This is a genomic window from Falcatimonas sp. MSJ-15 (genome assembly GCF_018918265.1).
Lineage (GTDB): Bacteria > Bacillota > Clostridia > Lachnospirales > Lachnospiraceae > Falcatimonas.
In genome coordinates, this window is the sequence record NZ_JAHLQC010000007.1 from 95,716 (window position 1) to 118,366 (window position 22,651).

The following is a 22,651-nucleotide window of genomic DNA, read 5'->3' on the forward strand; positions in this document are numbered from 1 at the left end:
GTACAGGAACAATAGGAGGTAATGGAATGAAAGGATTCAAAGTATTCAATCCAGACTGGACTTGCAGAGGGTTTCAGTTTGAAGTGGGAAAAACATTCACAGAAGATGTCACACCAAAATGTTGTGACAGGGGATTTCATTTCTGCACAAAAGTAGCAGATTGTTTCAATTATTATTCGTTTAATCCTGATAACAAGGTTGCAGAAGTGGAAGCACTTGGTGACATTGACACCAACAATGATAACAGCAAGTGCAGCACCAACAAAATTCATATTATCAGGGAAATCACCTGGCAGGAAGTGCTTGACCTGGTGAACCTTGGAAAAGCCTGCACTGGTCTTTGCAACAGTGGACATTACAACAGTGGAAATTGGAACAGTGGAAATTGGAACAGTGGAAATTGGAACAGTGGAAATTGGAACAGTGGACATTACAACAGTGGCGATTGGAGCAGTGGAAATTACAACAGTGGAAATTGCAACAGTGGACATTACAACAGTGGAAATTACAACAGTGGACATTACAACAGTGGAAATTACAACAGTGGAAATTGGAACAGTGGCGATTGGAACAAGACTTGCTGTTCAAATGGTTGTTTCAACACAGAATCACCAAAGATTTTCCTGTTTAATAAACCTTCTGATTGGACATATCAGGATTGGTTGAAGTCGGACGCAAGAGATATTCTAACAAAATGTCCTTTAAATGTGTTTACTTGGATAAATAAAGAGGTTATGACAGATGAAGAGAAGAGACTTCATCCAGAATATTCAACAACAGGTGGATTCTTGAAGTACATTAAAAAAGAATCAAAAAGACAAGAGTGGTGGAATAATTTATCCTCATCTGATAAAGATGCTGTAATGAGTCTTCCAAACTTTGATAAAGAGATTTTTAGAGAAATTACAGGAATTGATGTTGAGATATAAAAACAACCGAAACTTTTAAATTTTTTCTCCCATAATATAAGAGAAGATGAAAGGATGATGACTAATGAGTAAGAACAGATTAACAGTCAAAGAAGCAGCTGAACTTATGAACTGTACACAGCAATTCATCAGAGTAGGGTTACAGAGAAACATCTTCACATTTGGATACGCAATTAAGACATCAACGAGATGGAGTTATTACATAAGTCGTCAGAAGTTTGAAGAAGTGACAGGAATAAAGATTGAAGAGGAGAAATGACAATGACAAGAGCAGAAGAAGAAGAATTATTGAAATTACTGATTGAGTACAGAAATGATAACAAGAGAATTGCAAACACGATAGATGATGAAGTATTAAGTAGTATCATACTATCTCATAATCTGACTGTTGAGAGTGTCATATTAATGATATCAACAGGGTTAAATATTGATTAGACAAGACTGCAGGTTTAAAAGGTAGGTGATTAAAAATGACAAGTTGCGAATTTGAGAAAGTTGCAAAAAATGCAGTAATTCAGACATTAAGTGAGAATATCAGTGTTGACCAGTTGGATCTTGTGTGGTTTGCGCATGAGTTAGGTTATAAGAAGTGTACTATTTGGGGGCAACCAATGGGTAATAAGTATGCAGAAGTTACTTATAACAGAGATAAAGATGAAGTGTATGTAGATATTTATCAGAAGATTATCAACAATAAGATTTCATCTGATGAGTTTAATTTTGAAATGTAAAGGAGAACAAATTATGGAATTATTTAAAACAGTAGACAAAAAATTAGCAGATATTGGATTTGTTAAAATCAAAGAAGATAAGTATGGTGTAAGATACGAGAGAAAAAATAGTAAATATAATTTTACTCAATCTGTAGATATTTTACATAAAGCTTCTGGCAAACATATTTTACAGTCTTATGATAGTGAGTTAATGGACAAAAAGAAGATTGGTAATACTTGTGTTGGTCTTACAGGATACGAGATGAAGTTATTTCTTAAAAAAATGAAACAAATTGATTTGTACAGTAAATAAATTACTGTTTCTTGTGGATTTTAAGGAGGTGATTGAAATGTTAAAGTTATATCCACATCAGATAAAAGCATTAGACAAGACTGCAGGTTTAAATAGATGTGCATATTATCTTGATATGGGTCTTGGAAAAACTTTTGTTGGTGCTGAAAAAATGATACAGCTTGGTAACAAAATAAATCTCGTGATATGTCAGAAATCAAAAATTGACGATTGGGTAGAGCATTTTAGGACAGTACCAAACACGGATGGATTTTTAATTGATGATGTTTTTGACTTAACAGATAAAAAACAATTTGAACTGTTTATTAAAATGACTTCTATGAAAGTTTTTCCACCAAGATATATGTTTGTTGGTGTCATCAATTATGAACTTGCATGGAGACGCAAGGAACTGTTAACTCTTAAGGACTTCACATTAATGCTTGATGAGAGCTCACTCATTCAGAATGAGAAAGCCAAACAGAGCAAGTTTATTCTGAAATTAACACCGGAAAATGTGATTCTGCTATCAGGTACTCCGGTCGCAGGCAAGTATGAGAATATGTGGTCGCAGTGCCAATTACTTGGATGGAACATTAAGCGTGAGATATATGACAGGCAGTATATAAATTGGACAACTATTGATGTCGCTGGAGTACCACACAAGATTGTTGATAAGTCAGATCCTTATAAGAATGTTGACAGATTGAAACGTAAGCTCCGGGAACATGGTGCAGTATTTATGAAGACAGAGGAATGTTTTGAACTTCCAGAACAGACATTCATTAAGAACTATGTATCAATACCAAAAGAATATAAGAGATTTAAACAAACAGGTTATGTATGCGTTGATGATGTTGAATTGATTGCTGATACATCGCTGACCAAGAGATTATATATGCGTCAGTTATGTAGTACATACAGCAGAGAGAAGTTAAAAGCATTTGAGGATTTATTGGAATCTACCAATGACAGACTTATAGTTTTCTACAATTTCACATGTGAATTAGAAGAATTATTAGCTATTGTATGTGAGCGTGAAATACCACACAGCATAGTGAATGGTATAGATAAGGATTTATATTCTTATGGGAGATATGACAATTCCGTCACGTTTATTCAATACCAAGCTGGCGCCATGGGACTTAATTTACAGAAAGCCAATAAAATTATTTATTACAGTCTTCCGGAAAGGTCAGATTTATTTGAACAGAGCAAGAAAAGGATCCATCGAATTGGACAGACACAGTCGTGTTTCTACTATGTGATGTTATGCAGAAACAGTATAGAAGAGGACATATACAAGGCACTAGAAGAAAAGAGGGATTATACAGATGAGTTATTCAGAAAAGGATTCACTAATTAGGATAATTCATAATAGAAGTAACAGCACAGGTGATAAATTGATTGAATTTATGAATATGTATGAACTCGACCGCCTGAAAGATGCGACAGTTAAACAGTTACGAGAATATGTTGATATGAGAGGATATGGAGATGGCAGGAGAAAAGCTATTTGAAAACAAGATTAAAGACTATCTGAAATACAGTGGAGCATGGGAGATTAAATACTGGGGCGGTGGACAGTTCACCAAAGCAGGTATTCCGGATCTGCTTATATGTCACATGGGTATGTTTATTGCAGTTGAGATTAAAGCTGATGAAGGTAGACCATCGGCAGTGCAACTTGTGACATTAAGAGAGATAGATAAGTCCGGTGGATATGCGATACTGCTGTATCCGGATATGTTTGAAACATTTAAATTGTTTATTGACTCCATTACACATGGAGATTTGATAAAGGCTAATGAATATTACGCAATAATGCAAAGGAGAAGATTAACATGGAACAAAAAATTGAAAATCAGACAGTAGTGTCTGAAAACACAACTAAAAGCAAAAAAGAAGAGATGGAAACAACAGTGATAGTTAATGAGGTATCAGATTCAGTTGAGAAAACTAAAAGACACATAATCAGTGAGTTATTGAGAACTGGACGAGATGGAATGGAGAGTCTTGTTGATTACATGGATGAGATAGGGTTCTTTACAGCTCCGGCAAGTGGAGGTAATCACATGGCACAGCCGGGAGGACTCGCTGAACATAGTTTGAATGTATATACAACAGCGATGTCAATAGCAGGTATATTGAAATTTGACACTGACATGGCAAACAGTGTAATTATTGCATCATTACTCCATGATCTTGGTAAATGTGGAGATTATGGTAAGCAGATGTATGTACCAAATGTACTGAAGAGTGGAAAACTTTCAGCAGCCAAACCATATAAACGCAATCCGGATCTTTTACCAATAGACCACGCTACAAGAAGTATCAAGTTAGCAAGTCTGTTTATTGATTTAACTGAAGAAGAGGAATTTGCAATCAGATACCACGATGGGTTATATGAGACAGCTAACTACGGTGTTAAAGGTAACGAGACACCACTGTATATGATATTACACTTTGCTGATTTATGGTCAAGCAGAGTTATAGAACACGCAACAATAGAAAGTGAGGAAGAATAATAATGGCACAGATGGTTTTAATTATGGGTGAATCAGGTACAGGAAAGAGTACAAGTATAAGAAATTGTGATCCAAAGACAACAGCAATAATAAATCCGGTTGGTAAACCATTACCATTCAAGGGTAAGTTCACAATGCTTAATAGTGAAACTGAAGCAGGTAAAATTTGTAAGTTTATGAGAGAAGAGGTTAATGCAGGTAAGAAGTTATTAGTAGTTGATGACTTCCAGTACATTCTTTCAGTTCCATATATGAACCGTATTAAGGAAGCAGGCTGGGATAAATGGAATGATTTCGGTTCGAATTATTTTGAGATTATTGAGATATGCAAAGAACTTCCTGATGATGTTGTAGTCGCTTATATGACTCATACAGAGACACTTGAAAATGGTATAACCACAATCAAATTAATTGGAAAATTACTTCGTGAGAAGATTACAATTGAAGGACTTTTTACTATCGTTTTAAGAACTGGTGTGAATGAAGGTAAATATTACTTCTACACACAGAACAGTGGTAAAGATACAGTAAAGTCACCTATGGGGATGTTCCCAACTTATGCAGTTGATAATGATTTGAATTATGTTGTTGATAAGATCCGTAATTTCTATGAAATTGGTGATTATAAGAGTGACACAGCAATGGAGCGGGCAGATGAACAGGTTGCATCTGACATTGAAAAACCGGATGCAAATGGCAGACGCACAAGAAAACGTGCATCACAGTCTGAGGAAGAGACAGCAGAAAAACCAAAGCGTACAAGAGGAAGAGCAAAAGCAGAAGAAGAGTTAAAAGATACTCTTGAAGCTGTTGATAAGATTGCAGAAGAGGAAAATACAGAAGCTGTTGACTTCGACAGAATCGGTGAAGAGTCTGCAGATATAAAGGAAGAACAGCAGACAGTAACAGCAGAGACAGCATGGTTCAGAACAGCAGATAATAATTACATAGTTAAACATAAAGGTGACATCATAGAGTCTGACTGGGTGGAAGTAACACAGGAAGAATTTACAAAAGGTGCAACTGAGATTGCAACAACCCGCCGTGGAAGAACACGCAAGGTGAGAGCATAGATAAAATAACAATCATAGAATAGGAGAAAATAAGACATGAACAGAGAACAGTTAATGGAAGAATGGAACAAAAAGATTGGAACAGAAGATTTTGAGAAAGAACCTGAACATGGTAACAGAGAACCTTTACCAGATGGTAAATATGTATGTGAAGTTAATAATATTGAATTGAAAGCAACTAAGTCAAATAAGTTAATGACATCAATATGGTTCAAGGTTATAGAGGGTCAGTATAAGAATAAGATGATATTCAGTAACCAGGTAGTAGAACATAAATGGCAGATTAACATTGTATTAGAGATGTTAAGACAGTTATCTGTTGAAACAGATGTTGAATTTGAAGATTACAACCAATTTGCAGATATGCTACAGGATGTACTCGAAGAAGTAGGTGGGAATGTTGCTTGTGAAGTTGAATATTCAACCAATGATAAAGGATACAGTAAAATTGAAATAGGTGACGTATGGGATAAATAATTAATAACTAGAAATCACATCCTGCAGCATAGTTATTATTCCTGCAGGATGTGTGAGAGGTGACATGATGATTATTTATGATTATGAAGTTTTTAAATATGACTGGCTTGTAGTTGCGGTTGATATGAATACAGGTGAAGAATACCATATACACAATGATACGGAAAGACTTAAAAAGCTGCATGACAGTAATGCTAATGGTGTATGGGTAGGATTTAATAACAGACATTATGATATGTATATCCACAAAGCAATACTGTTGGGACTTAATCCAAAGAAAGTGAACGACTGGATAATAAAAGAAGGTCGTGAGGGATGGCAGTACACAACGGCATTTAATCAGATACAGATGATTAATTATGATGTGATGACTGCAACAGGAAGAATAGGATTAAAGACTGTAGAAGCTTTTTTATATGATGATATAACAGAGACAGAAGTACCATTTGATATTGACAGACCACTTACAGATGAAGAGATTCAGATGACATTCAAATACTGTCACATGGATGTCATGCAGACAATAAGAATTATGTTATTAACAAGTGATGTGTGGGATGCAACAATAGGGATTATTAAAGCATTCCCAGACATGGTATCAATAAAAGATGTCGGAGATACTGAATCAAGACTTACAGCGAAAGTCCTTGGATGTATAAGACGTGAGTACAAAGATGAGTTTGATTTTGCCATATTACCATGTATACAGCTTAAGAAATACAAATTTGTTGCAGATTGGTTTGTGCAGATTATGTCAGAAGCCAAAGCACTTAACTTTGAAAATGAAAATGAAAAAAGAGCATGGTATAAATCAAAATCACTCACAGTTGAGATTGCAGGTATACCACATACATTCGGTTTCGGTGGTCTGCATGGAGCAGAGAATAAACCTGTACACATGTCACATAAAGATGGTGCAGGATATCATGTCGATGTTAACAACTATTATCCATCGATGTTACTCGCATGGGAACTTGTTACAAGAGCAGCAACTAATGATAATTACAAGATTGTATACGACACACGTAAGGAACTTAAGAAAAAACAGAAAGCCGCAAAGGATAAAGAAGAAGTAAAGAAGTGGAAAAAAGCACAGTTGCCATATAAAAAAATGCTTAATGCACTATCAGGAGCAATGAAAGATATAACAAACCCTGCATATGATCCTCGTAACAATAATCTGATGTGCATCAATGGACAGTTAATGTTACTTGATTTAATTGAACATCTTGAAGTGATACCAGGGTTCAGATTAATTCAATCAAATACTGATGGTTTGATTATATGGTTGCCTGATACAGATGAAGCATTCGAATTACTGGATGATATATGTTATGAGTGGGAGCAGAGATGTAGTACAGATAATTGTGATATACGACTTGCTCTTGACTGCATAGATGAGATTTATCAGAGAGATGTTAATAATTATCTGTGGATTGATGTAAACAGCGAGGTTGAGCGAATAGGCGCAGTAAAACCACTGTCACCGATAGATAACGATTTACCAATAGTGAATAAAGCTGTTGTTGATTATATGGTACATAAGACACCTGTTAAGGATACTGTATATAACTGTAATGAATTTGGAATGTTCCAGAAGATAGTGAAACTTTCATCACTTTATAATCATGTTGAACATGAACATTGTGAACCAAGAGTAGTGACAACAGGTGTAAGAGTTAAGAAAACAAATTATGTATATGACAGTACAGATAAATATGTTAATAAATCATACAGAGTGTTTGCAAGTACTGATATGTCAGATGGAAGAATACTAAAAATCAGAGATGGAGAACGTAGTAAGTTTGCCAATACACCTGACCACTGTTTTATACATAATGAATCAGTTGAGGGTATGACGGTGCCGCAGAAACTTGACAGACAATATTACATAGATAAAGCGAATAAGATATTAGCTGGATTTGGAGAGAGGAGATAGGTAAATATGAATTACATAAAAATACAGCAGGAAGTGCTTAAGACGAATATAAAGGCGATAGAGAATAAGACATTTGGTAGAAAGTGGAAATATGGATGCATGGATAATGAAATCGGACTTATAGACCCACTCGGATACTACATGATCCTTATACCGGTCGATAAATTTTATCTTGACCTTAAGATATTCGATATGACTCCAGTGAAAATAAAGCCTATGTTTGACGTAGACACAACACCAGCGACAAAAACAAATGTATTCAGAATGAGTAACGATGGCAAGACAACATTAGTGGAATTTAAAATCAGCGATGATGCAATGGTGTATGTTGATGCAAAATTATTAAAACAGTTCGACAGCTGCAATACATTCAGAGGGCGCGATGGTCATTCACCTATATTCTGTTATGAAGATGATAAGTTATGCGGTATGATACTTCCATTTTATTTAAAATAAATTAGACAGGACGGTGATTGAAAATGCAGTATTTCAGAGGATATGTTCTCACAAATGGTAAAAAGTGTATAGAGAAGTTTAAGGACCGTACAGATTTAAAGACATATGATGATGTTAAAAATGCTGAGAGTTTTGCCGGAGTACTTGCTGATAATACTGTACTCATTGATATTGATGATACTGTGCAGGCAGATATACTGTACAGAATCGTCACAGACAGACATATCAACTGTCGTATATATCAGACAACAAGAGGTAAACACTTTCTATTTAAAGATGATGGTAAGATAAAACAGTGTGCAACCAATGTACCCTTGGCATGTGGATTGAGAGCAGATATAAAAGTTGGTAAAAAGAACAGTTACTCAATACTTAAGATACATGGTACTGAACGTCAGATGATACAGGATTCAGAAGAACCGGACAAAGTACCATATTTCTTAAGACCTGTAGCATCAGCAAAAGAGATGGTTAATCTGAAGGAACATGATGCACGAAACAGTGCGCTGTTTGGTTATATATTGTCACTTCAGACAGCTGGAATGTCAACAGAAGATGCAAGAGACACAATAAAGATAATTAACAGTTATGTATTTGCTGAACCCCTTGCAGATGAAGAACTTGAAGTAATATTAAGGGATGAAGCATTTCAGACAACACTATTTTTTGATGAAGATAACAAGTTCCAATTTGATGTATTTGCAGAGTTTATTAAGAATAAAGAGCATGTAATCAGGTTAAATGGACAGTTACACACATATAAAGATGGTATATATGTAACAGGTACAGATGTAATAGAAGCCGCAATGATTAAATATCTTCCAAAATTATCAAGGTCAAGAAGGCAGGAAGTACTTGAATACATAAAACTGATTGTACCTGATGATGTACAGCCTGCACCACCTAATATCATAGGATTTAGAAACGGTCTTTATGACGTGCTGACGGACGAATTTAGCAGTTTTACACCGGAAGTCGTAATAACTAACCTTATACCATGGAACTACTCTGAAAACGCACACAGCGATGCGATAGACACAATGCTTAATAATGTGTCATGTAACGACATTGGAGTGAGAGCGGTACTTGAAGAAGTCGCTGGTTCATGTATGTACAGATCCAATACACTTGCAGGTGGTAAGGCTGTAATGCTTACAGGAAGTGGTGCAAATGGAAAGAGTACATATTTAAAAACAGTATCAAACATGCTGTCGGAAAAAAATACATCAGCTCTTGATTTAAAGAGATTGGATGACAGATTTTCAACAGTTATGATGTATAACAAACTTGCCAATATCGGTGATGATATATCAGGTGAATTTATAGTTGATACGGCAACATTCAAGAAGATTGTCACAGGTGAGACGATTGACGCAGAGCAGAAAGGACAGCCGAAGTTCAATTTTAAACCGTTCTGTAAGCTGTTATTTTCAGCAAACGCAATCCCAAGGCTTGGTAAAGGTGCAGATGCTCAGGCAATCTTAAGAAGATTAATAATCGTACCTTTTAAAGCTAATTTTAAAACATCTGATGTAGCATTTAATCCAAACATTGAATATGAACTTAAGACGGATGAGAGTATGGAGTATATGATCCAGCTTGCATTAAAAGGATTAAAACGCTTGCTTAAAGTAAACAATTATACAACCTGTGCTGCAGTTGAAACAGAACTTGATGAATACAGTGTAATTAATAATCCGGTCCTTGGATTTTTAAGACATTGTGAAGAAGAAAACATTAACATAAATGGGGAACTGACACGCAGAGTGTATGAAAAATATGAAGGATTCTGTGTATCGGAAAACCTTAAACCATTAAGCCTTGCAGCATTTACCAGACAGTTAAAAGGCTATGATTATGAAGTTAAAGTCGCAAATATTAATAAAAAATCAGTAAGAATATATATAAGAAGTGGAGAATAGATGTATGAGCAAGGAAAAAGAAATGATTAACCACCCAGAGCACTATAATGTGCCTGGGAGAAAAGAATGTATTGTAGAGATGGAAGAACTTTTTTCACCACAGATTGTATTTGGTTTCTGTATTGGCAACGAGTATAAATATACCTATCGTGCAGGACATAAAGGTGATATAGAGCAAGATGCAAAAAAAGCAGTATGGTATCAGCAAAAAGCAAAAGAATTATCAGAAAAATATTATTATCCGGCCATTAAAAAAGCCACAGATACTAAGACACCTGAGAGTGTGATAGCCATGCTTTATGATTATTATGGTGCGTATACTTTAGCAGACATTTTGGGAGATATTTTTAATGATAAAGATGCAGAGATTGAAGAACTTAAAGCAGAGCTTGATGATTTCAAAGAGCAGATATGTGACTTAATGGAAGAATTGGAGGGAGATTGATAATGAGCAAAAGAGCATCTAAGCAACACAACAGTTACAAGAATCTAAAAAAATCAGCATGGAAGGCAATAACAAGGGGGATAAGAAATGGGCAAGAGAGCAAAGAGATACTACACAGTGTATTTATGCAAGACAGACGAGGTGATAGCACAGGGAACAGCAGAAGAGTGTGCAAAACAGATGGGATTTAGTCAGGCTAATTCGTTTTTCTCATCTTTGGTTAAGCATAAAAATGGCAAAGCACATAAATATATATTTGTGTCTGATGCAGATGAACTTGAAGAAGTACCAGGACGTGTAGAACTTAAACGACAGATTTATAAGGATTTCTTAAAAGGTGTCACATGGGAAGAAATGTCGCATAAATATGGATACAGTACATCCATGTTAAAAAAATGCGTCAGCAGCATGCGTCCAACTGCAGCACAGGTATTAAAAGAGTGGGATATGATACATGAAAAATATGGACGGAGGTAGAAATGAACATATTAAAATTTTATATTTTCTGTGGACTTATGTTTGTCTTATGTGTCAAGCTGGAGCAGAAAATCAGTAGAAAAAAGTAATAACTATAAAAGTACATAATTAAAAATGAGTTTTGAAGAAAAAGTCGCTGAAACGTAGTAACAGTGCGGTGTTTACAGTTTTTGGTGCTTGACTGAAAAAAAGTGTAATTTTGGCTGTGGATAAAATGTGGATAACTCGTGTAATGTAGTAATACCAATGGCTACAGCGATTACACTTTTTGAGGGGCAAAAGTGTAATTAAGTGTAATAAAAGTGTAATTTTTATGGTCATAAAATAAAATTTTACAGTACTAAAGAAAATGTCAGAAAACAAAAGTGTAACCTTAACGCAATAAAGTGTAATCGCTACAGACAGCACCAATGCTTAATTACAACAGTTTTGGTATAAAAAACTGATTACACTTTATTACACTTTTAAAATAAAAAGTGTAATCGCTACAAGTCGCATAGATACTAGGTTTCTAAGAAAAAATTACACTTATTACACTTTTTTCTCTATTTTTATATATTTTAAAGAGAAATCGCAGATTTAGACTAATAAATAAAATATATATAATATAATAAAAAAGTGTAATCTATAAAAGGAGTTAACACACTGACAATATAGAAATACATTGACGATATAGCAGAGGGAGGACAGATGAGGATGAACGCAAAAACTTATCTATCACAGGTGAGGTTACTTGAGATAAAAATTAGACAGAAGAAACAGGAATGTGAAAGTCTTAAAGAACTTGCAATGTCATCAGGCGGACTTGATTATTCCAAAGACAGAGTACAGACAGGTTTTGTGTCAAACGAAAGTCTGAGTAAGAGTGTTATTAAATATACAGAGCTGGAACATGAGATAGAACTTGATATTAATGCACTGATAGAACTGAAGCATACAAGAATAAATGAGATACATAAACTTGATGATGTCAGAGACATTGAGATTCTGTATAAACGATACATTGAGTATAAGAGCCTGGAACTGATAGCTGTTGAAATGTCATTTAGTTATGAACATGTAAGGCATCTGCATGGAAGAGCATTACAGCATTTCGCATCAAGAATGACACAACTTAACACACAATAACACATTCAGATATGGTATACTGATATTGTGAAAAATTAAAGTTAACACACAATAACACATTTTGATGTGCTATAATAGTATTATCAAAGAGCATCCAAAAGAGGACGCTCTTTTTTATGTTTAAGAGAAAGGCAGGTGACAGGTAATGACAGACAAACAAAGAAAGTTTTGTGATGAATATTTAATTGATTGCAATGGAACCAGAGCATATAAGGCTGCATATCCAAATGTGAAAAAAGATAGTTCTGCTGCAGTATGTGCTAATAAATTGCTAAAAATTACTAAGATTCAGGAGTATATCAATAAACAGCTCAATAAAATCAGTTCTGAAAAGACTGCTGATGCAAAAGAAGTCATGGAATACCTGACATCTGTTTTGCGCGGTGAATCCCAGGCAGAAATAGTGGTCATTGAGGGGACAGGTGACGGCTGTTCAGATGCAAGAAAAATGAAAAAAGCACCTGATGAAAAAGAAAGACTAAGAGCAGCTGAATTACTTGGTAAACGTTATGGTTTATTTAAAGAATCAGTGAGTATGGAAGTCGAACCGGTTGTTATCGTAAATGACCTAAAAGAGTAGGTGAGCCGGTATGAAATTATCATTACAGGAAGTAGTCGGTAAAGGTTATTCAGAATATTGGAATACCAAAAAACGATATAGGGTCTGTAAAGGTTCACGAGCAAGTAAAAAATCAAAAACAACAGCTCTTTGGTACATCGTGAATATGATGAAGTATCCACAGGCGAACACTCTTGTTGTCAGGAAGACATACAGAACACTTAAAGACTCATGTTTTACAGAACTTAAGTGGGCAATTCACCGACTTGGTGCTGATGTTTACTGGGATGTAAAACAGTCACCACTTGAAATGACATACATACCAACAGGACAGAAGATATATTTCAGAGGCTTGGATGATCCTTTGAAAGTCACATCTATTACAGTTGATAATGGATGCCTATGTTGGATGTGGGTAGAGGAGTCATATGAGCTGATGAATGAATCAGATTTTGATGTACTTGATGAATCAATCCGAGGTGAAGTACCAGGTGAACTTTTCAAACAAGTTACATTAACGTTCAATCCATGGAATGAGCATCACTGGATAAAAAAACGATTCTTTGATAATCCGGATGATGATACACTTGCAATTACAACAAATTATAAGTGTAATGAGTGGCTTGATAAAGCCGATTTAAGAGTATTTGAACGAATGAAGGTGAATAATCCGAGACGTTATCAGGTCGCAGGTCTCGGAAATTGGGGTATTGTAGATGGTTTGGTGTATGAGAACTGGAAAGAACAGTCATTTACACTTGAAGAAATAAAACATTGTAAAACTGTAGCAGGTTTGGACTTTGGTTATACGAATGATCCGACTGCTTTTTTTATTGGATTCATTGATACAGATAATGAAAAATTATATGTGTGGGATGAAGTTTATCAGAAAGGTATGTCAAACAAGATGATTTATAACAGTATTGCTGACGCTGGTTATAGCAAAGAGAGAATAACGGCTGATTCAGCAGAACCAAAATCGATAGATGAGTTAAAAGGTTATGGACTCAGAATAAAAGGTGCAGAAAAAGGTAAAGACAGCATTAATAACGGTATTCAGTTTATACAGAATTTTGAAATTATCATACATCCAAGATGTGTAAACTTTCTGACAGAGATAAGCAATTACACATGGGATAAGGATAAATTTGGTCAGATGATGAACAGACCTATTGATGATTTTAACCATCTTATGGATGCGATGAGGTATGCAGTTGAAGCATATACAAAAAACAGAAAGTGGGTGATGTAGAGTGTTAACGGTTAATGAGATACAACAGTTTATTGGAGATGATATTGCATCGCAGTTAAAACATGATGCCAGAGAGGGAGAAAGATATTACGATGGACTGAATGATATACTGCAGTACAGAATGTTTTATTACAATGCAGATGGTGAGATAGTAGAGGATAAGACAAGAAGTAACATGAAAATACCACATCTGTTTTATCGTGAACTTGTAGACCAGGGTACACAGTACATGTTATCTGATACAGACATGATTAAGTCTGATATACCTGAGCTGCAGGATATACTTGATGAGTATTTTAATAATAATCAGGATTTTATAGCAGAGCTGACAGAAGCAGTTACAGGATGTCAGAGAAGTGGTTACAGTTATATGTATGCGTACCGTAACGCAGATAATAAAATATCATTCCAGTGTGCTGACTCAATCGGTGTAGTAGAAGTCAGAGCAAACGATACAGACAGTGATGCCGACCACGTCATCTACTGGTATAATGACAGACTTGCAAAGTCAAATAAAATAATAAAACGAATACAAGTATGGGACGCTCAGAACGTCTATTTTTATGTTCAGGATAACGAGGGTGTAATTGTTCCCGATGATAGCGAAAAACTCAATCCTAGACCCCACACGCTGTATAAAAGGGATAAGAAAGTTTTATATAAAGGTTTTGGATTCATTCCTTTCTTTAGATTGGATAACAACAAAAAGAAATTATCAAACTTAAAGCCTATAAAAGCCCTGATTGATGATTATGATTTAATGGCATCAAGCTTATCCAATAATCTCGTAGATTTTGATACACCACTGCATGTAGTCAAGGGTTTTGAGGGTGATAACTTCGATGAATTGCAGACAAACCTTAAGACAAAGAAGATTATTGGAGTCGGTGATGAAGGTGATGTTGATGTAAAAACAGTAAATGTACCTTATGAGGCGAGAGTTGCGAAACTTGAACTTGATGAGAAGAATATATACAGATTTGGTATGGGACTTAATACAGCAGGACTTAAAGACACATCAGCGACAACGAACATAGCAATCAAAGCAGCATATTCATTACTTGATTTAAGATGTTCACAGCTTGAAATCAGATTAAAACAGTTCCTGAATAAACTTGTAAAGGTTGTGCTTGATGATGTCAATCAAACAGAAGTAAAAGATTACCAGCTGAAAGATGTGTATTACAGTTTTACACATAACATAATGAGTAACGCAGTGGAAAATGCACAGATTGAATTAACCAATGCACAGAAACAGCAGACTGCAATTACAACACTGCTTAATATTGCACAGCGACTTGATAATGAGACACTGATGCAGTTAATCTGTGAACAGCTTGACATATCGTATGAAGATATCAAAGATAAATTACCTGATATAAACGAAGCAGACAACAGTATCAACAGTGCAATGCAGACATTAAAGGATGTGAACATAGATGAATAAGAGGGAAAAAGAAGTACTTGAAGAGACACTGAAAAATGAGAAAAAAGTACTAAAAGAACTTGATAAAGTCTATGCAGAAGCACTTACAGAGATAGATGATAAAATATCACAATTGTTAGCAAGAGACGATGGTAATATGCAAAATGTCATCTATCAGGTGGAATATCAGAAAGCATTAAAACAGCAGATTGAGAGTGCGATTGATACACTTCACTCAAAAGAGTTTACCTCAGTCAGCGAATATCTGACAGACTGTTATAATACAGGATTCATAGGTACCATGTATAATCTGCATGGTCAGAATATACCACTTATGATACCAATTGACCAGGAGCAGGTGGTACAGGCAATAACCAAAGATACGAAACTATCCGAATCGCTGTATAACAGACTTGGTAAAGATATTAAAACTCTTAAAAAGCAGATAGCATCCGAATTATCAGTTGGAATAGCAACAGCACAGTCATATGCAGATATACATCGTAACATAGCAACAGTCGCAGGAATAAGCAAAAACAAAGCAATGCGAATTGCAAGAACGGAAGGACACAGGATACAGCAGACAGCATCTTATGATGCACAGAAAAAAGCCAAGGAGAAAGGTGCTGACATAGTAAAACAATGGTCTGCTGCTTTGGATGGAAGAACTAGAGAAAGTCACAGACGAGTAGACGGTGAGATAAGGGAACTTGATGAACCATTCAGTAATGGACTTATGATACCAGGTGACCATGAAGCACCAGCGAGTGAAGTTGTCAATTGTCGGTGTGCATTGTTGCAAAGGGCAAGATGGGCATTGGATGAATCAGAACTTGAAACACTTCGTAAAAGAGCATCTTTTCATGGATTGCTTGTTGATGATTCGAAGAAATTTGGACATGAGAAGGCAATTGACTTTTCAGATTTCAAAGCAAAGTATTTGAAGGCTTCTCATGAAGAAAACGCAAAGGAAGCATTCAAGAAGAAATATGGTATAACTGAAAAGGATGAAAAAGCAATATATGATTATGTGTCTTTTAAGTCATATGTAGTTAATGATAAATTAAGACGAAAACAACCCTTGACACATGATGAAGAACGGTTCACAATGGAACTGAACAATGCACTTGACAAAATGCCAACTTATAGTGGAAATCTTCAAAGGTCATTATTACTCAGAGATGAAAAAGCTGTACAAGACTTCTTGAAAGAATATAAAATTGGTAAAACTATCGCATATAAAGAATTTCTTTCTACAACAAAAGGTGATACATACAACCCTGATGGTCAAATACAGATATTTATTCAAGATGCAAAGAATGGTAAAGATATTTCTGTATTTAATGAACAAGAACAAGAAGTGTTATATAAAAATGATTTAGAATTTAATGTTATTTATATGACAGAAAATGAAGGAAAATACTATATTTTATTGGAGGAAAGTAAATGAGTGAAGAATTAAGACGTGGTATACCAAAAGCAATTCCGACAGGTAAAGAAGTTATCTTTACAGAAGAAGAAAAAAGAAAGCATGAAGAAGATTTTGAAAAAATCCTTAAGCAATTTGGAGTATTGAAGGAAAATGAATCAATAAAAGATTGGAAAAAAAGGACTTAACTGCATTTCATAAAAAACAAGGTTATGATATAAAAACCTTGAATGAATTTTTTAGTCAATTCGTTGAAAGCAGACTATGAAACAGGATTGAGGGAAGATGGATTGATGTAATTTATTGATTGAAAGCACTGTCAAATGACGGTGCTTTTTTCGTACCCTAACAAAGTCATCAATGAATTGATTTTCATTGCTATATGACGATTATATGAGGTCAGAAAGGAAGTGTAAACACTATGAAGAAGTTATTTATTAGTCAGCCAATGAAAGATAAGACTAACGAACAGATTCTTGCAGAAAGAGAAAAGGCAATTCGGGTAGCAAAGGAACGTGTTGCCGATGATGTGGAAGTCATTGATTCATTTTTCAAGGATGCACCACATGATGCAAGACCACTTTGGTTTCTTGGCAAGTCACTTGAACTTTTATCAACCGCAGATGTCGCATACTTTGCAGAAGGTTGGGATAAGTACAGGGGTTGCAAGATAGAACACACTTGTGCAGTGGAATATGGTATTGACTGCATAGAAGCATAGAAAGACGGTGGTCTTTTTTTTTATACCAGGAGTTGATAAACTTGGGATTGTACATCAGAAAGTCACAACAAAAAGATGAGTGGATTCTTTATAATCCTGATTCTTTTGAAACTTGTCATACTCATTGCAGACACAAACGTGTTGCAGTCAAAATTAAATATCTTGTAGAACATCATATAGTGCCACAGAGCCACGATATACGATTTGTCGACAGTTGTATAAGGGTGACTAAAAATAAACGCTATTTGAGTGAATTACGAGCATACAGAGACACTTTGATTTAATAAGTGTCTTTTTTATTGTCCGATGGCATGTGATGACGATTAAAAGCATCTGTCAGAAATTAAAGTCGGTGAGACATTTAAAATCACAATAAGGGAGAGATTATATATGGATTTTTTAAAAGAATTACTTGGTGATGAGCTATTTGCAACAGTTCAGAAAAAGATTGAGGAACATAATGCAGATGAGAAAAATAAAGACAATCAGATAAAGATTGGAAATCTCGGACGTGGTGATTATGTAGCGCGTGGTAAGTTTTTAACAGAAACAGAAAAACTTAATAACATGATTGCAAATAAAGACCTTGAAATTGGTGAAGCAAATAAACTGATTACCACGTTAAAATCAGCAACTAAGGACAATGAGAGTTTACAGGGTAAAATCAGTGACTATGAGAAACAAGTCAGCGATTTACAGACTCAGCTTGAAGATGTCAAATTGAAAGCTGCATTAAAGGTTGCACTTATGGCTGAAAAAGCGGTTGATGTTGATTATCTCACATACAAGCTGAAAGAAAAAGGTGAACCACTTAAACTCGATGAAAATGGACATATTGAGAACTGGAGTGATAAAGCACAGGCATTAAAAATACAGTTTCCAAGTATGTTTGAAAGTATGTCATCGGACGGACTGCAGGTCCTTGGTGATAATCGACTTCCTGATGCAAACACCAAAAAATCATTAACAAGACAGGAACTATTAAACAAACCATACGCAGAACGCATGAAGATATTCAGTGAAACACCTGATGTTTACAATGCGGCGATGCATAATTAGGAGGTAAAAGTTATGGGATTTACAAAAATATCAGATGTTATTAATCCAGAAGTTATGGGAGATATGATTGAAGCAAAAATTAATGCTTTAGCAAAACTCACACCATACGCAAAAGTAGATACAACACTTGTCGGTGTAGCTGGCGATACAAAGACAGTACCATCATGGAATTACATTGGTGATGCAGAAGATTTTGACCCTGAATCAGGTGAAGAAGTCGCAACAGCAAAACTTACAGCAACATCAGCAACATTTAAAATTAAATGTGCGATAAAGTCAGTCGGCATCTCACAGACAGCAATTAACAGCGGCCTTGGTAATCCGGTAGGACAGGCAGAGACACAGCTTGCAAAATCAATCATAGGTAAAGTGGATAATGATTTATTAGATGCAGCATATACAGCAAAAAATGTATATGTAGGTGATTCGCTTGCAAAAATCGGTTACGATGGAATTGTTGATGCATGTGCAAAATTTGAAGATGAAGAAGATGGAATTGAAAAAGTGATGTTTATCAATCCATTACAGGAATCATCATTACTTAAAGAGGATAATTTTAAGTCAGCAGATAAGTTTGACAAATCTGTAATAGTTAAAGGCTCAATCGGTAAGATTGGTTCATGCTGGGTTAAGAAGTCAAAGAAAGTCAAATTAATTCAATATGAAGCAAACGCAGGCGGTTCAATTACAATTGTTGAAGATGGTACAGATGAAACAGCAACAGCAAGGCATTTATCAACAGTACAGTCATATTGTCAGGCAGTATTAAAAGTCGGTGATAAGGTTAATAGTGTGACTGCTGCTAATCAGTATTATTTAAATCCAATTATTAAGATTGAACCTGATTCAGCTGAGACAGATTATACAGAGGATGAACTTCCAGCATTAACAATTTACTTAAAGAAAGATGTACAGGTTGATCACGAGTGGTTCCCTAAGAAACAGCGTCACGATGTGACAGCATCAAAATATTATGGTACTGCATTAACCAATGCCGCAAAAGTTGTACTTGCAAAATTTAAAAAATAATTGAAAGGGTGTGAACTGTTATGATAATGTCAGTTGCTGAACTTAAACAGTTCATCACTACAGATAAAACAGATTCAGAATTAGAGGGTCTTTTACAGGCCCTCGAGCTGATGATAAGAAGTTATACAAATAATAACTTCCAACAGCGAACATATAGAATTGTATGTAATATACGCAATGGAGTTATTGATGGTATAACTCAGTTGTTTAAGACAGGAGATACCGTTGAAGTCTCAAATAGCGCATATAATAATGGTATCTATACAATTAACCATATAGATACAGAAAACGTCTGTATGAGCCTAAATGACCCCTTAATCGATGAGTTACAGATAACATTAACCAAAATTAAATATCCCGCTGATGTGAAAATGGGAGTTGTAAATCTAATCAAATGGGATATAGATAAACGTTCAAAGGTTGGGGTGCAGTCTGAGACATTAAGCAGACATTCAGTAACATATTTCAATATGGACGGTGATAATTCTGTTATGGGTTATCCAAAGTCATTACTTGGCTTTTTAAAGCCTTATATCAAAGCAAGGTTTTAATATGAGAGGTGGAAGATGGAAGATGATTGATGGTAATACAATAGCACAGATACAGAGGAAGAAAGTCACAACAGGTATTATAGGTGAACAGATTACTGAATGGGAGAATGTTGATACAATAAGTGGTTATCTTGACTTGGCAACAGGTAACAGTAAATATACAGAGCAGAATGTCAAAACACAGGAGTCAACACATATATTCATTGCAGAGTATAAACACATAAACATTACAGCACAGGACGGAAGACTTGTTATAAACAATCAGCCGTATGACATAATGTATATTGATGACGTTATGGGACTGCATCAGCATTATGAGATATATCTTAAATATGTGGATGGTGATAAGAATGTCAGTGATGTTTAAAAATAATACCATGAATGTTAAAAATGCACTCAATGAGAAAGCTATAGCATATCTGTATGAAGCATCAGGAGAACTGCTACATGAAGTACAGGCAAATACAAGAGTTGACACAGGACAGTTAAAAGGATCATGGAGATATAAAGTCAATGAAGGTGACCTTGAATCAGTAATAGGTTCCCCACTTGAAAATGCAATCTGGGAGGAATTTGGTACAGGTGAGTATGCTGTAGGCGGTAATGGCCGTAAAGGCGGTTGGTTCTATGTGGATGCTAAAGGTAAAGGACATTTTACAAGAGGTAAAAAGCCACAGCATGGATTTAAAAATGCTTTTGACAGTATAAAAGATGTACTTATCAGACGTGCTGAGAGTATCCTTGGGGAGATGGGAGAGGAATGACAACAGAGGTATTAAGCTATATTGATAGCAGATTAAAACAACTTAATATAAATTATGCGTTTATGCGTCATGAAAATCATCCGGGTTATCCATACTGTGTAGGTGAATACAGAGAAGTTGATAATAATTGTGAAGATAAATCAAGCGAGAGTGTATTTACTCTTGCTTTTTTTACGCGTAATACGTGGATTGAATTATTAACAATGAATGAACTCATAAAAAGCAGATTTGATAATAAAATTGTTAGACTGTCAGATGGACATACAGCGGCTTTTTATTATGAGGGTCATAATCTTATTGATGATGAAGATCCAAACCTTAAACGCATGGAATTAACAATCAGAATAAAAGAATGGAGTGAATAGCATGAGAAAATCAGGCATTAATAGTAATACACCAAATGATTTTTTACTTGGTGCAGGTGTAGTATTTAAGAATTTTAAATATGTATACTCAAAAGTGGAAGATGAGACAGCAGGAGCATTACAGATAGTTGCAGATGGTACTGTTGAAACAGATAAAACTATTCAGTTGTCAAAAGTAAAATCAGATAAATCATTTATCGGATTAGCACAGACTTACGCAAGTCCTGCCGTTGGCGACTACGTTATCGGAGCATGGACAGATGATGAAGAACATGTACTTGGAACCACGAATGGCGGTAATAAGTTGTCAATTGTGCCAGAGATTACATCTATTGAAGTCGATGGTGCAACTGTTGAGATTAAAGGACTTAGCCAGAAAACAGGTGAGAGTGGTACACTTGAAGTCAACCTCGCTCAGCATACAGTTGAGTCACTCAAAAGAGCAATCGTTGGTAAAGAGGTTGACACACTTATCAAAGGTTATACACAGATCCAAACAAAGTCATTAATTGAATTAAGTGATTATCTTGATAATCTTGCATTTGTTGGTACGAAAACAGATGGTACAGAGATTATTATAATCATGGAGAATGTCATCTGTTCAAGTGGTCTTGAACTTGATAACAAGAATAAAGAGACATCAGTAACAACGGCAACATTTAAAGCTACTGCTGATTTTGCAAGTGGTGTTTATGATACTTTACCAATTTACATTTTTTATCCTAAAAAATCAGCATAATAAGGAGAGATGACCATGAAAGACAACGTAAAACGCGCGTATACGTTAAGAAATTTGAAAGACAGTGATTTATTCCCATTATTAAAAATAATGCGTAAAATCGGCATTAAGGACTTAGAACAGGTATTTACTATTGACCGTACAGATAAAACAGACGAGGATGCAGGTAAACTTGTAGTCCTTGGAATAGCTGATATTGTAATTGGTAATCTGGACAGAGCAGAAACAGAGATATATGAATTTTGGTCAAATCTTAGTGGAATGACAGTTGACGAACTTAAAGACAGTGAATTTGGTACACTTCCACTTATGATTTTTGATACATTTTCAGGAGTAAAGAATACTGATTTTTTCAAGGTGCTTTCCAAATTGCTGTAA

Annotated in this window: 31 protein-coding genes; all 31 read left to right on the top strand. The window is 35.2% G+C overall.

The window, feature by feature from the left end; translation table 11 throughout:
- Window positions 1–26 precede the first annotated feature (26 nt).
- The 31 genes from KQI85_RS07020 to KQI85_RS07170 all read left to right on the top strand — a co-directional run bounded on the left by KQI85_RS07020 (window position 27) and on the right by KQI85_RS07170 (window position 22,651).
- Window positions 27–929, top strand: coding sequence for a hypothetical protein (locus KQI85_RS07020; protein WP_216575375.1), 903 nt, complete (start codon window positions 27–29; stop codon window positions 927–929).
- Between the two features lie 64 nt (window positions 930–993).
- The gene (locus tag KQI85_RS07025) at window positions 994–1,188 is read left to right on the top strand and encodes a hypothetical protein (protein WP_216575376.1); all 195 of its coding nucleotides are present in this window, start codon (window positions 994–996) and stop codon (window positions 1,186–1,188) included.
- A 2-nt stretch (window positions 1,189–1,190) separates the two neighbouring features.
- Window positions 1,191–1,364: a hypothetical protein gene (locus KQI85_RS07030; RefSeq protein WP_216575377.1), complete on the top strand. Its 174-nt coding sequence runs from the start codon at window positions 1,191–1,193 to the stop codon at window positions 1,362–1,364.
- Window positions 1,365–1,399: 35 nt separating this feature from the next.
- A complete protein-coding gene (locus KQI85_RS07035; RefSeq protein WP_216575378.1) occupies window positions 1,400–1,660 on the top strand; it encodes a DUF6275 family protein in 261 nt (86 codons plus the stop codon).
- Between the two features lie 13 nt (window positions 1,661–1,673).
- The gene (locus KQI85_RS07040) at window positions 1,674–1,955 is read left to right on the top strand and encodes a hypothetical protein (RefSeq protein ID WP_253293778.1); all 282 of its coding nucleotides are present in this window, start codon (window positions 1,674–1,676) and stop codon (window positions 1,953–1,955) included.
- Between the two features lie 37 nt (window positions 1,956–1,992).
- Entirely contained in the window at window positions 1,993–3,300 is a 1,308-nt protein-coding gene (locus KQI85_RS07045) for a DEAD/DEAH box helicase (protein ID WP_216575379.1), read from the top strand.
- The gene (locus tag KQI85_RS07050) at window positions 3,269–3,454 is read left to right on the top strand and encodes a hypothetical protein (RefSeq protein ID WP_216575380.1); all 186 of its coding nucleotides are present in this window, start codon (window positions 3,269–3,271) and stop codon (window positions 3,452–3,454) included. Before KQI85_RS07045 ends, KQI85_RS07050 begins: the two co-directional genes overlap by 32 nt.
- Complete coding sequence (locus KQI85_RS07055; RefSeq protein ID WP_216575381.1) at window positions 3,432–3,809, top strand: VRR-NUC domain-containing protein; 378 nt, start codon at window positions 3,432–3,434, stop codon at window positions 3,807–3,809. Before KQI85_RS07050 ends, KQI85_RS07055 begins: the two co-directional genes overlap by 23 nt.
- Window positions 3,779–4,462, top strand: a complete 684-nt coding sequence (locus KQI85_RS07060) for an HD domain-containing protein (RefSeq protein WP_216575382.1) — start codon at window positions 3,779–3,781, stop codon at window positions 4,460–4,462. Before KQI85_RS07055 ends, KQI85_RS07060 begins: the two co-directional genes overlap by 31 nt.
- Before the next feature lie 2 nt (window positions 4,463–4,464).
- On the top strand, window positions 4,465–5,535 hold the full coding sequence (locus tag KQI85_RS07065; protein ID WP_216575383.1) for an AAA family ATPase: 1,071 nt from the start codon (window positions 4,465–4,467) through the stop codon (window positions 5,533–5,535).
- A gap of 36 nt (window positions 5,536–5,571) precedes the next feature.
- Window positions 5,572–6,012 (top strand): DUF669 domain-containing protein, encoded by a 441-nt coding sequence (locus KQI85_RS07070; RefSeq protein WP_216575384.1) that lies wholly within the window; start codon window positions 5,572–5,574, stop codon window positions 6,010–6,012.
- A gap of 64 nt (window positions 6,013–6,076) precedes the next feature.
- Window positions 6,077–7,951, top strand: coding sequence for a hypothetical protein (locus tag KQI85_RS07075; RefSeq protein WP_216575385.1), 1,875 nt, complete (start codon window positions 6,077–6,079; stop codon window positions 7,949–7,951).
- A 6-nt stretch (window positions 7,952–7,957) separates the two neighbouring features.
- On the top strand, window positions 7,958–8,407 hold the full coding sequence (locus KQI85_RS07080; RefSeq protein ID WP_216575386.1) for a hypothetical protein: 450 nt from the start codon (window positions 7,958–7,960) through the stop codon (window positions 8,405–8,407).
- A 23-nt stretch (window positions 8,408–8,430) separates the two neighbouring features.
- Complete coding sequence (locus KQI85_RS07085; RefSeq protein WP_216575387.1) at window positions 8,431–10,329, top strand: phage/plasmid primase, P4 family; 1,899 nt, start codon at window positions 8,431–8,433, stop codon at window positions 10,327–10,329.
- Window positions 10,330–10,333: 4 nt separating this feature from the next.
- Window positions 10,334–10,774 carry a DUF3310 domain-containing protein gene (locus tag KQI85_RS07090; RefSeq protein ID WP_216575388.1) on the top strand — a complete coding sequence of 147 codons (441 nt, stop codon included), beginning with the start codon at window positions 10,334–10,336 and terminating at the stop codon, window positions 10,772–10,774.
- A gap of 87 nt (window positions 10,775–10,861) precedes the next feature.
- Entirely contained in the window at window positions 10,862–11,251 is a 390-nt protein-coding gene (locus KQI85_RS07095) for a hypothetical protein (RefSeq protein ID WP_216575389.1), read from the top strand.
- A 696-nt stretch (window positions 11,252–11,947) separates the two neighbouring features.
- Window positions 11,948–12,379 (top strand): sigma factor-like helix-turn-helix DNA-binding protein, encoded by a 432-nt coding sequence (locus KQI85_RS07100; RefSeq protein ID WP_216575390.1) that lies wholly within the window; start codon window positions 11,948–11,950, stop codon window positions 12,377–12,379.
- A 145-nt stretch (window positions 12,380–12,524) separates the two neighbouring features.
- Entirely contained in the window at window positions 12,525–12,959 is a 435-nt protein-coding gene (locus tag KQI85_RS07105; protein WP_216575391.1) for a terminase small subunit, read from the top strand.
- Between the two features lie 10 nt (window positions 12,960–12,969).
- Window positions 12,970–14,190, top strand: coding sequence for a PBSX family phage terminase large subunit (locus KQI85_RS07110; protein WP_216575392.1), 1,221 nt, complete (start codon window positions 12,970–12,972; stop codon window positions 14,188–14,190).
- Between the two features lies 1 nt (window position 14,191).
- The gene (locus tag KQI85_RS07115; RefSeq protein ID WP_216575393.1) at window positions 14,192–15,637 is read left to right on the top strand and encodes a phage portal protein; all 1,446 of its coding nucleotides are present in this window, start codon (window positions 14,192–14,194) and stop codon (window positions 15,635–15,637) included.
- Window positions 15,630–17,066 carry a phage minor head protein gene (locus KQI85_RS07120; RefSeq protein WP_216575394.1) on the top strand — a complete coding sequence of 479 codons (1,437 nt, stop codon included), beginning with the start codon at window positions 15,630–15,632 and terminating at the stop codon, window positions 17,064–17,066. Before KQI85_RS07115 ends, KQI85_RS07120 begins: the two co-directional genes overlap by 8 nt.
- A complete protein-coding gene (locus tag KQI85_RS07125) occupies window positions 17,063–17,233 on the top strand; it encodes a hypothetical protein (RefSeq protein WP_216575395.1) in 171 nt (56 codons plus the stop codon). Before KQI85_RS07120 ends, KQI85_RS07125 begins: the two co-directional genes overlap by 4 nt.
- 233 nt (window positions 17,234–17,466) lie before the next feature.
- A complete protein-coding gene (locus tag KQI85_RS07130) occupies window positions 17,467–17,766 on the top strand; it encodes a hypothetical protein (protein WP_216575396.1) in 300 nt (99 codons plus the stop codon).
- A 390-nt stretch (window positions 17,767–18,156) separates the two neighbouring features.
- Window positions 18,157–18,825, top strand: a complete 669-nt coding sequence (locus KQI85_RS07135) for a phage scaffolding protein (protein ID WP_216575397.1) — start codon at window positions 18,157–18,159, stop codon at window positions 18,823–18,825.
- A 12-nt stretch (window positions 18,826–18,837) separates the two neighbouring features.
- Entirely contained in the window at window positions 18,838–19,854 is a 1,017-nt protein-coding gene (locus KQI85_RS07140) for a N4-gp56 family major capsid protein (protein ID WP_216575398.1), read from the top strand.
- 20 nt (window positions 19,855–19,874) lie between these two features.
- On the top strand, window positions 19,875–20,405 hold the full coding sequence (locus KQI85_RS07145; protein ID WP_216575399.1) for a hypothetical protein: 531 nt from the start codon (window positions 19,875–19,877) through the stop codon (window positions 20,403–20,405).
- Between the two features lies 1 nt (window position 20,406).
- On the top strand, window positions 20,407–20,772 hold the full coding sequence (locus KQI85_RS07150) for a head-tail adaptor protein (protein WP_216575400.1): 366 nt from the start codon (window positions 20,407–20,409) through the stop codon (window positions 20,770–20,772).
- Window positions 20,756–21,169: an HK97 gp10 family phage protein gene (locus KQI85_RS07155; RefSeq protein WP_216575401.1), complete on the top strand. Its 414-nt coding sequence runs from the start codon at window positions 20,756–20,758 to the stop codon at window positions 21,167–21,169. Before KQI85_RS07150 ends, KQI85_RS07155 begins: the two co-directional genes overlap by 17 nt.
- Window positions 21,166–21,534 (top strand): hypothetical protein, encoded by a 369-nt coding sequence (locus tag KQI85_RS07160; RefSeq protein WP_216575402.1) that lies wholly within the window; start codon window positions 21,166–21,168, stop codon window positions 21,532–21,534. The genes KQI85_RS07155 and KQI85_RS07160 overlap by 4 nt, the downstream gene beginning before the upstream one ends.
- Before the next feature lies 1 nt (window position 21,535).
- Window positions 21,536–22,273 (top strand): hypothetical protein, encoded by a 738-nt coding sequence (locus KQI85_RS07165; protein WP_216575403.1) that lies wholly within the window; start codon window positions 21,536–21,538, stop codon window positions 22,271–22,273.
- Window positions 22,274–22,288: 15 nt separating this feature from the next.
- The gene (locus KQI85_RS07170) at window positions 22,289–22,651 is read left to right on the top strand and encodes a hypothetical protein (protein ID WP_216575404.1); all 363 of its coding nucleotides are present in this window, start codon (window positions 22,289–22,291) and stop codon (window positions 22,649–22,651) included.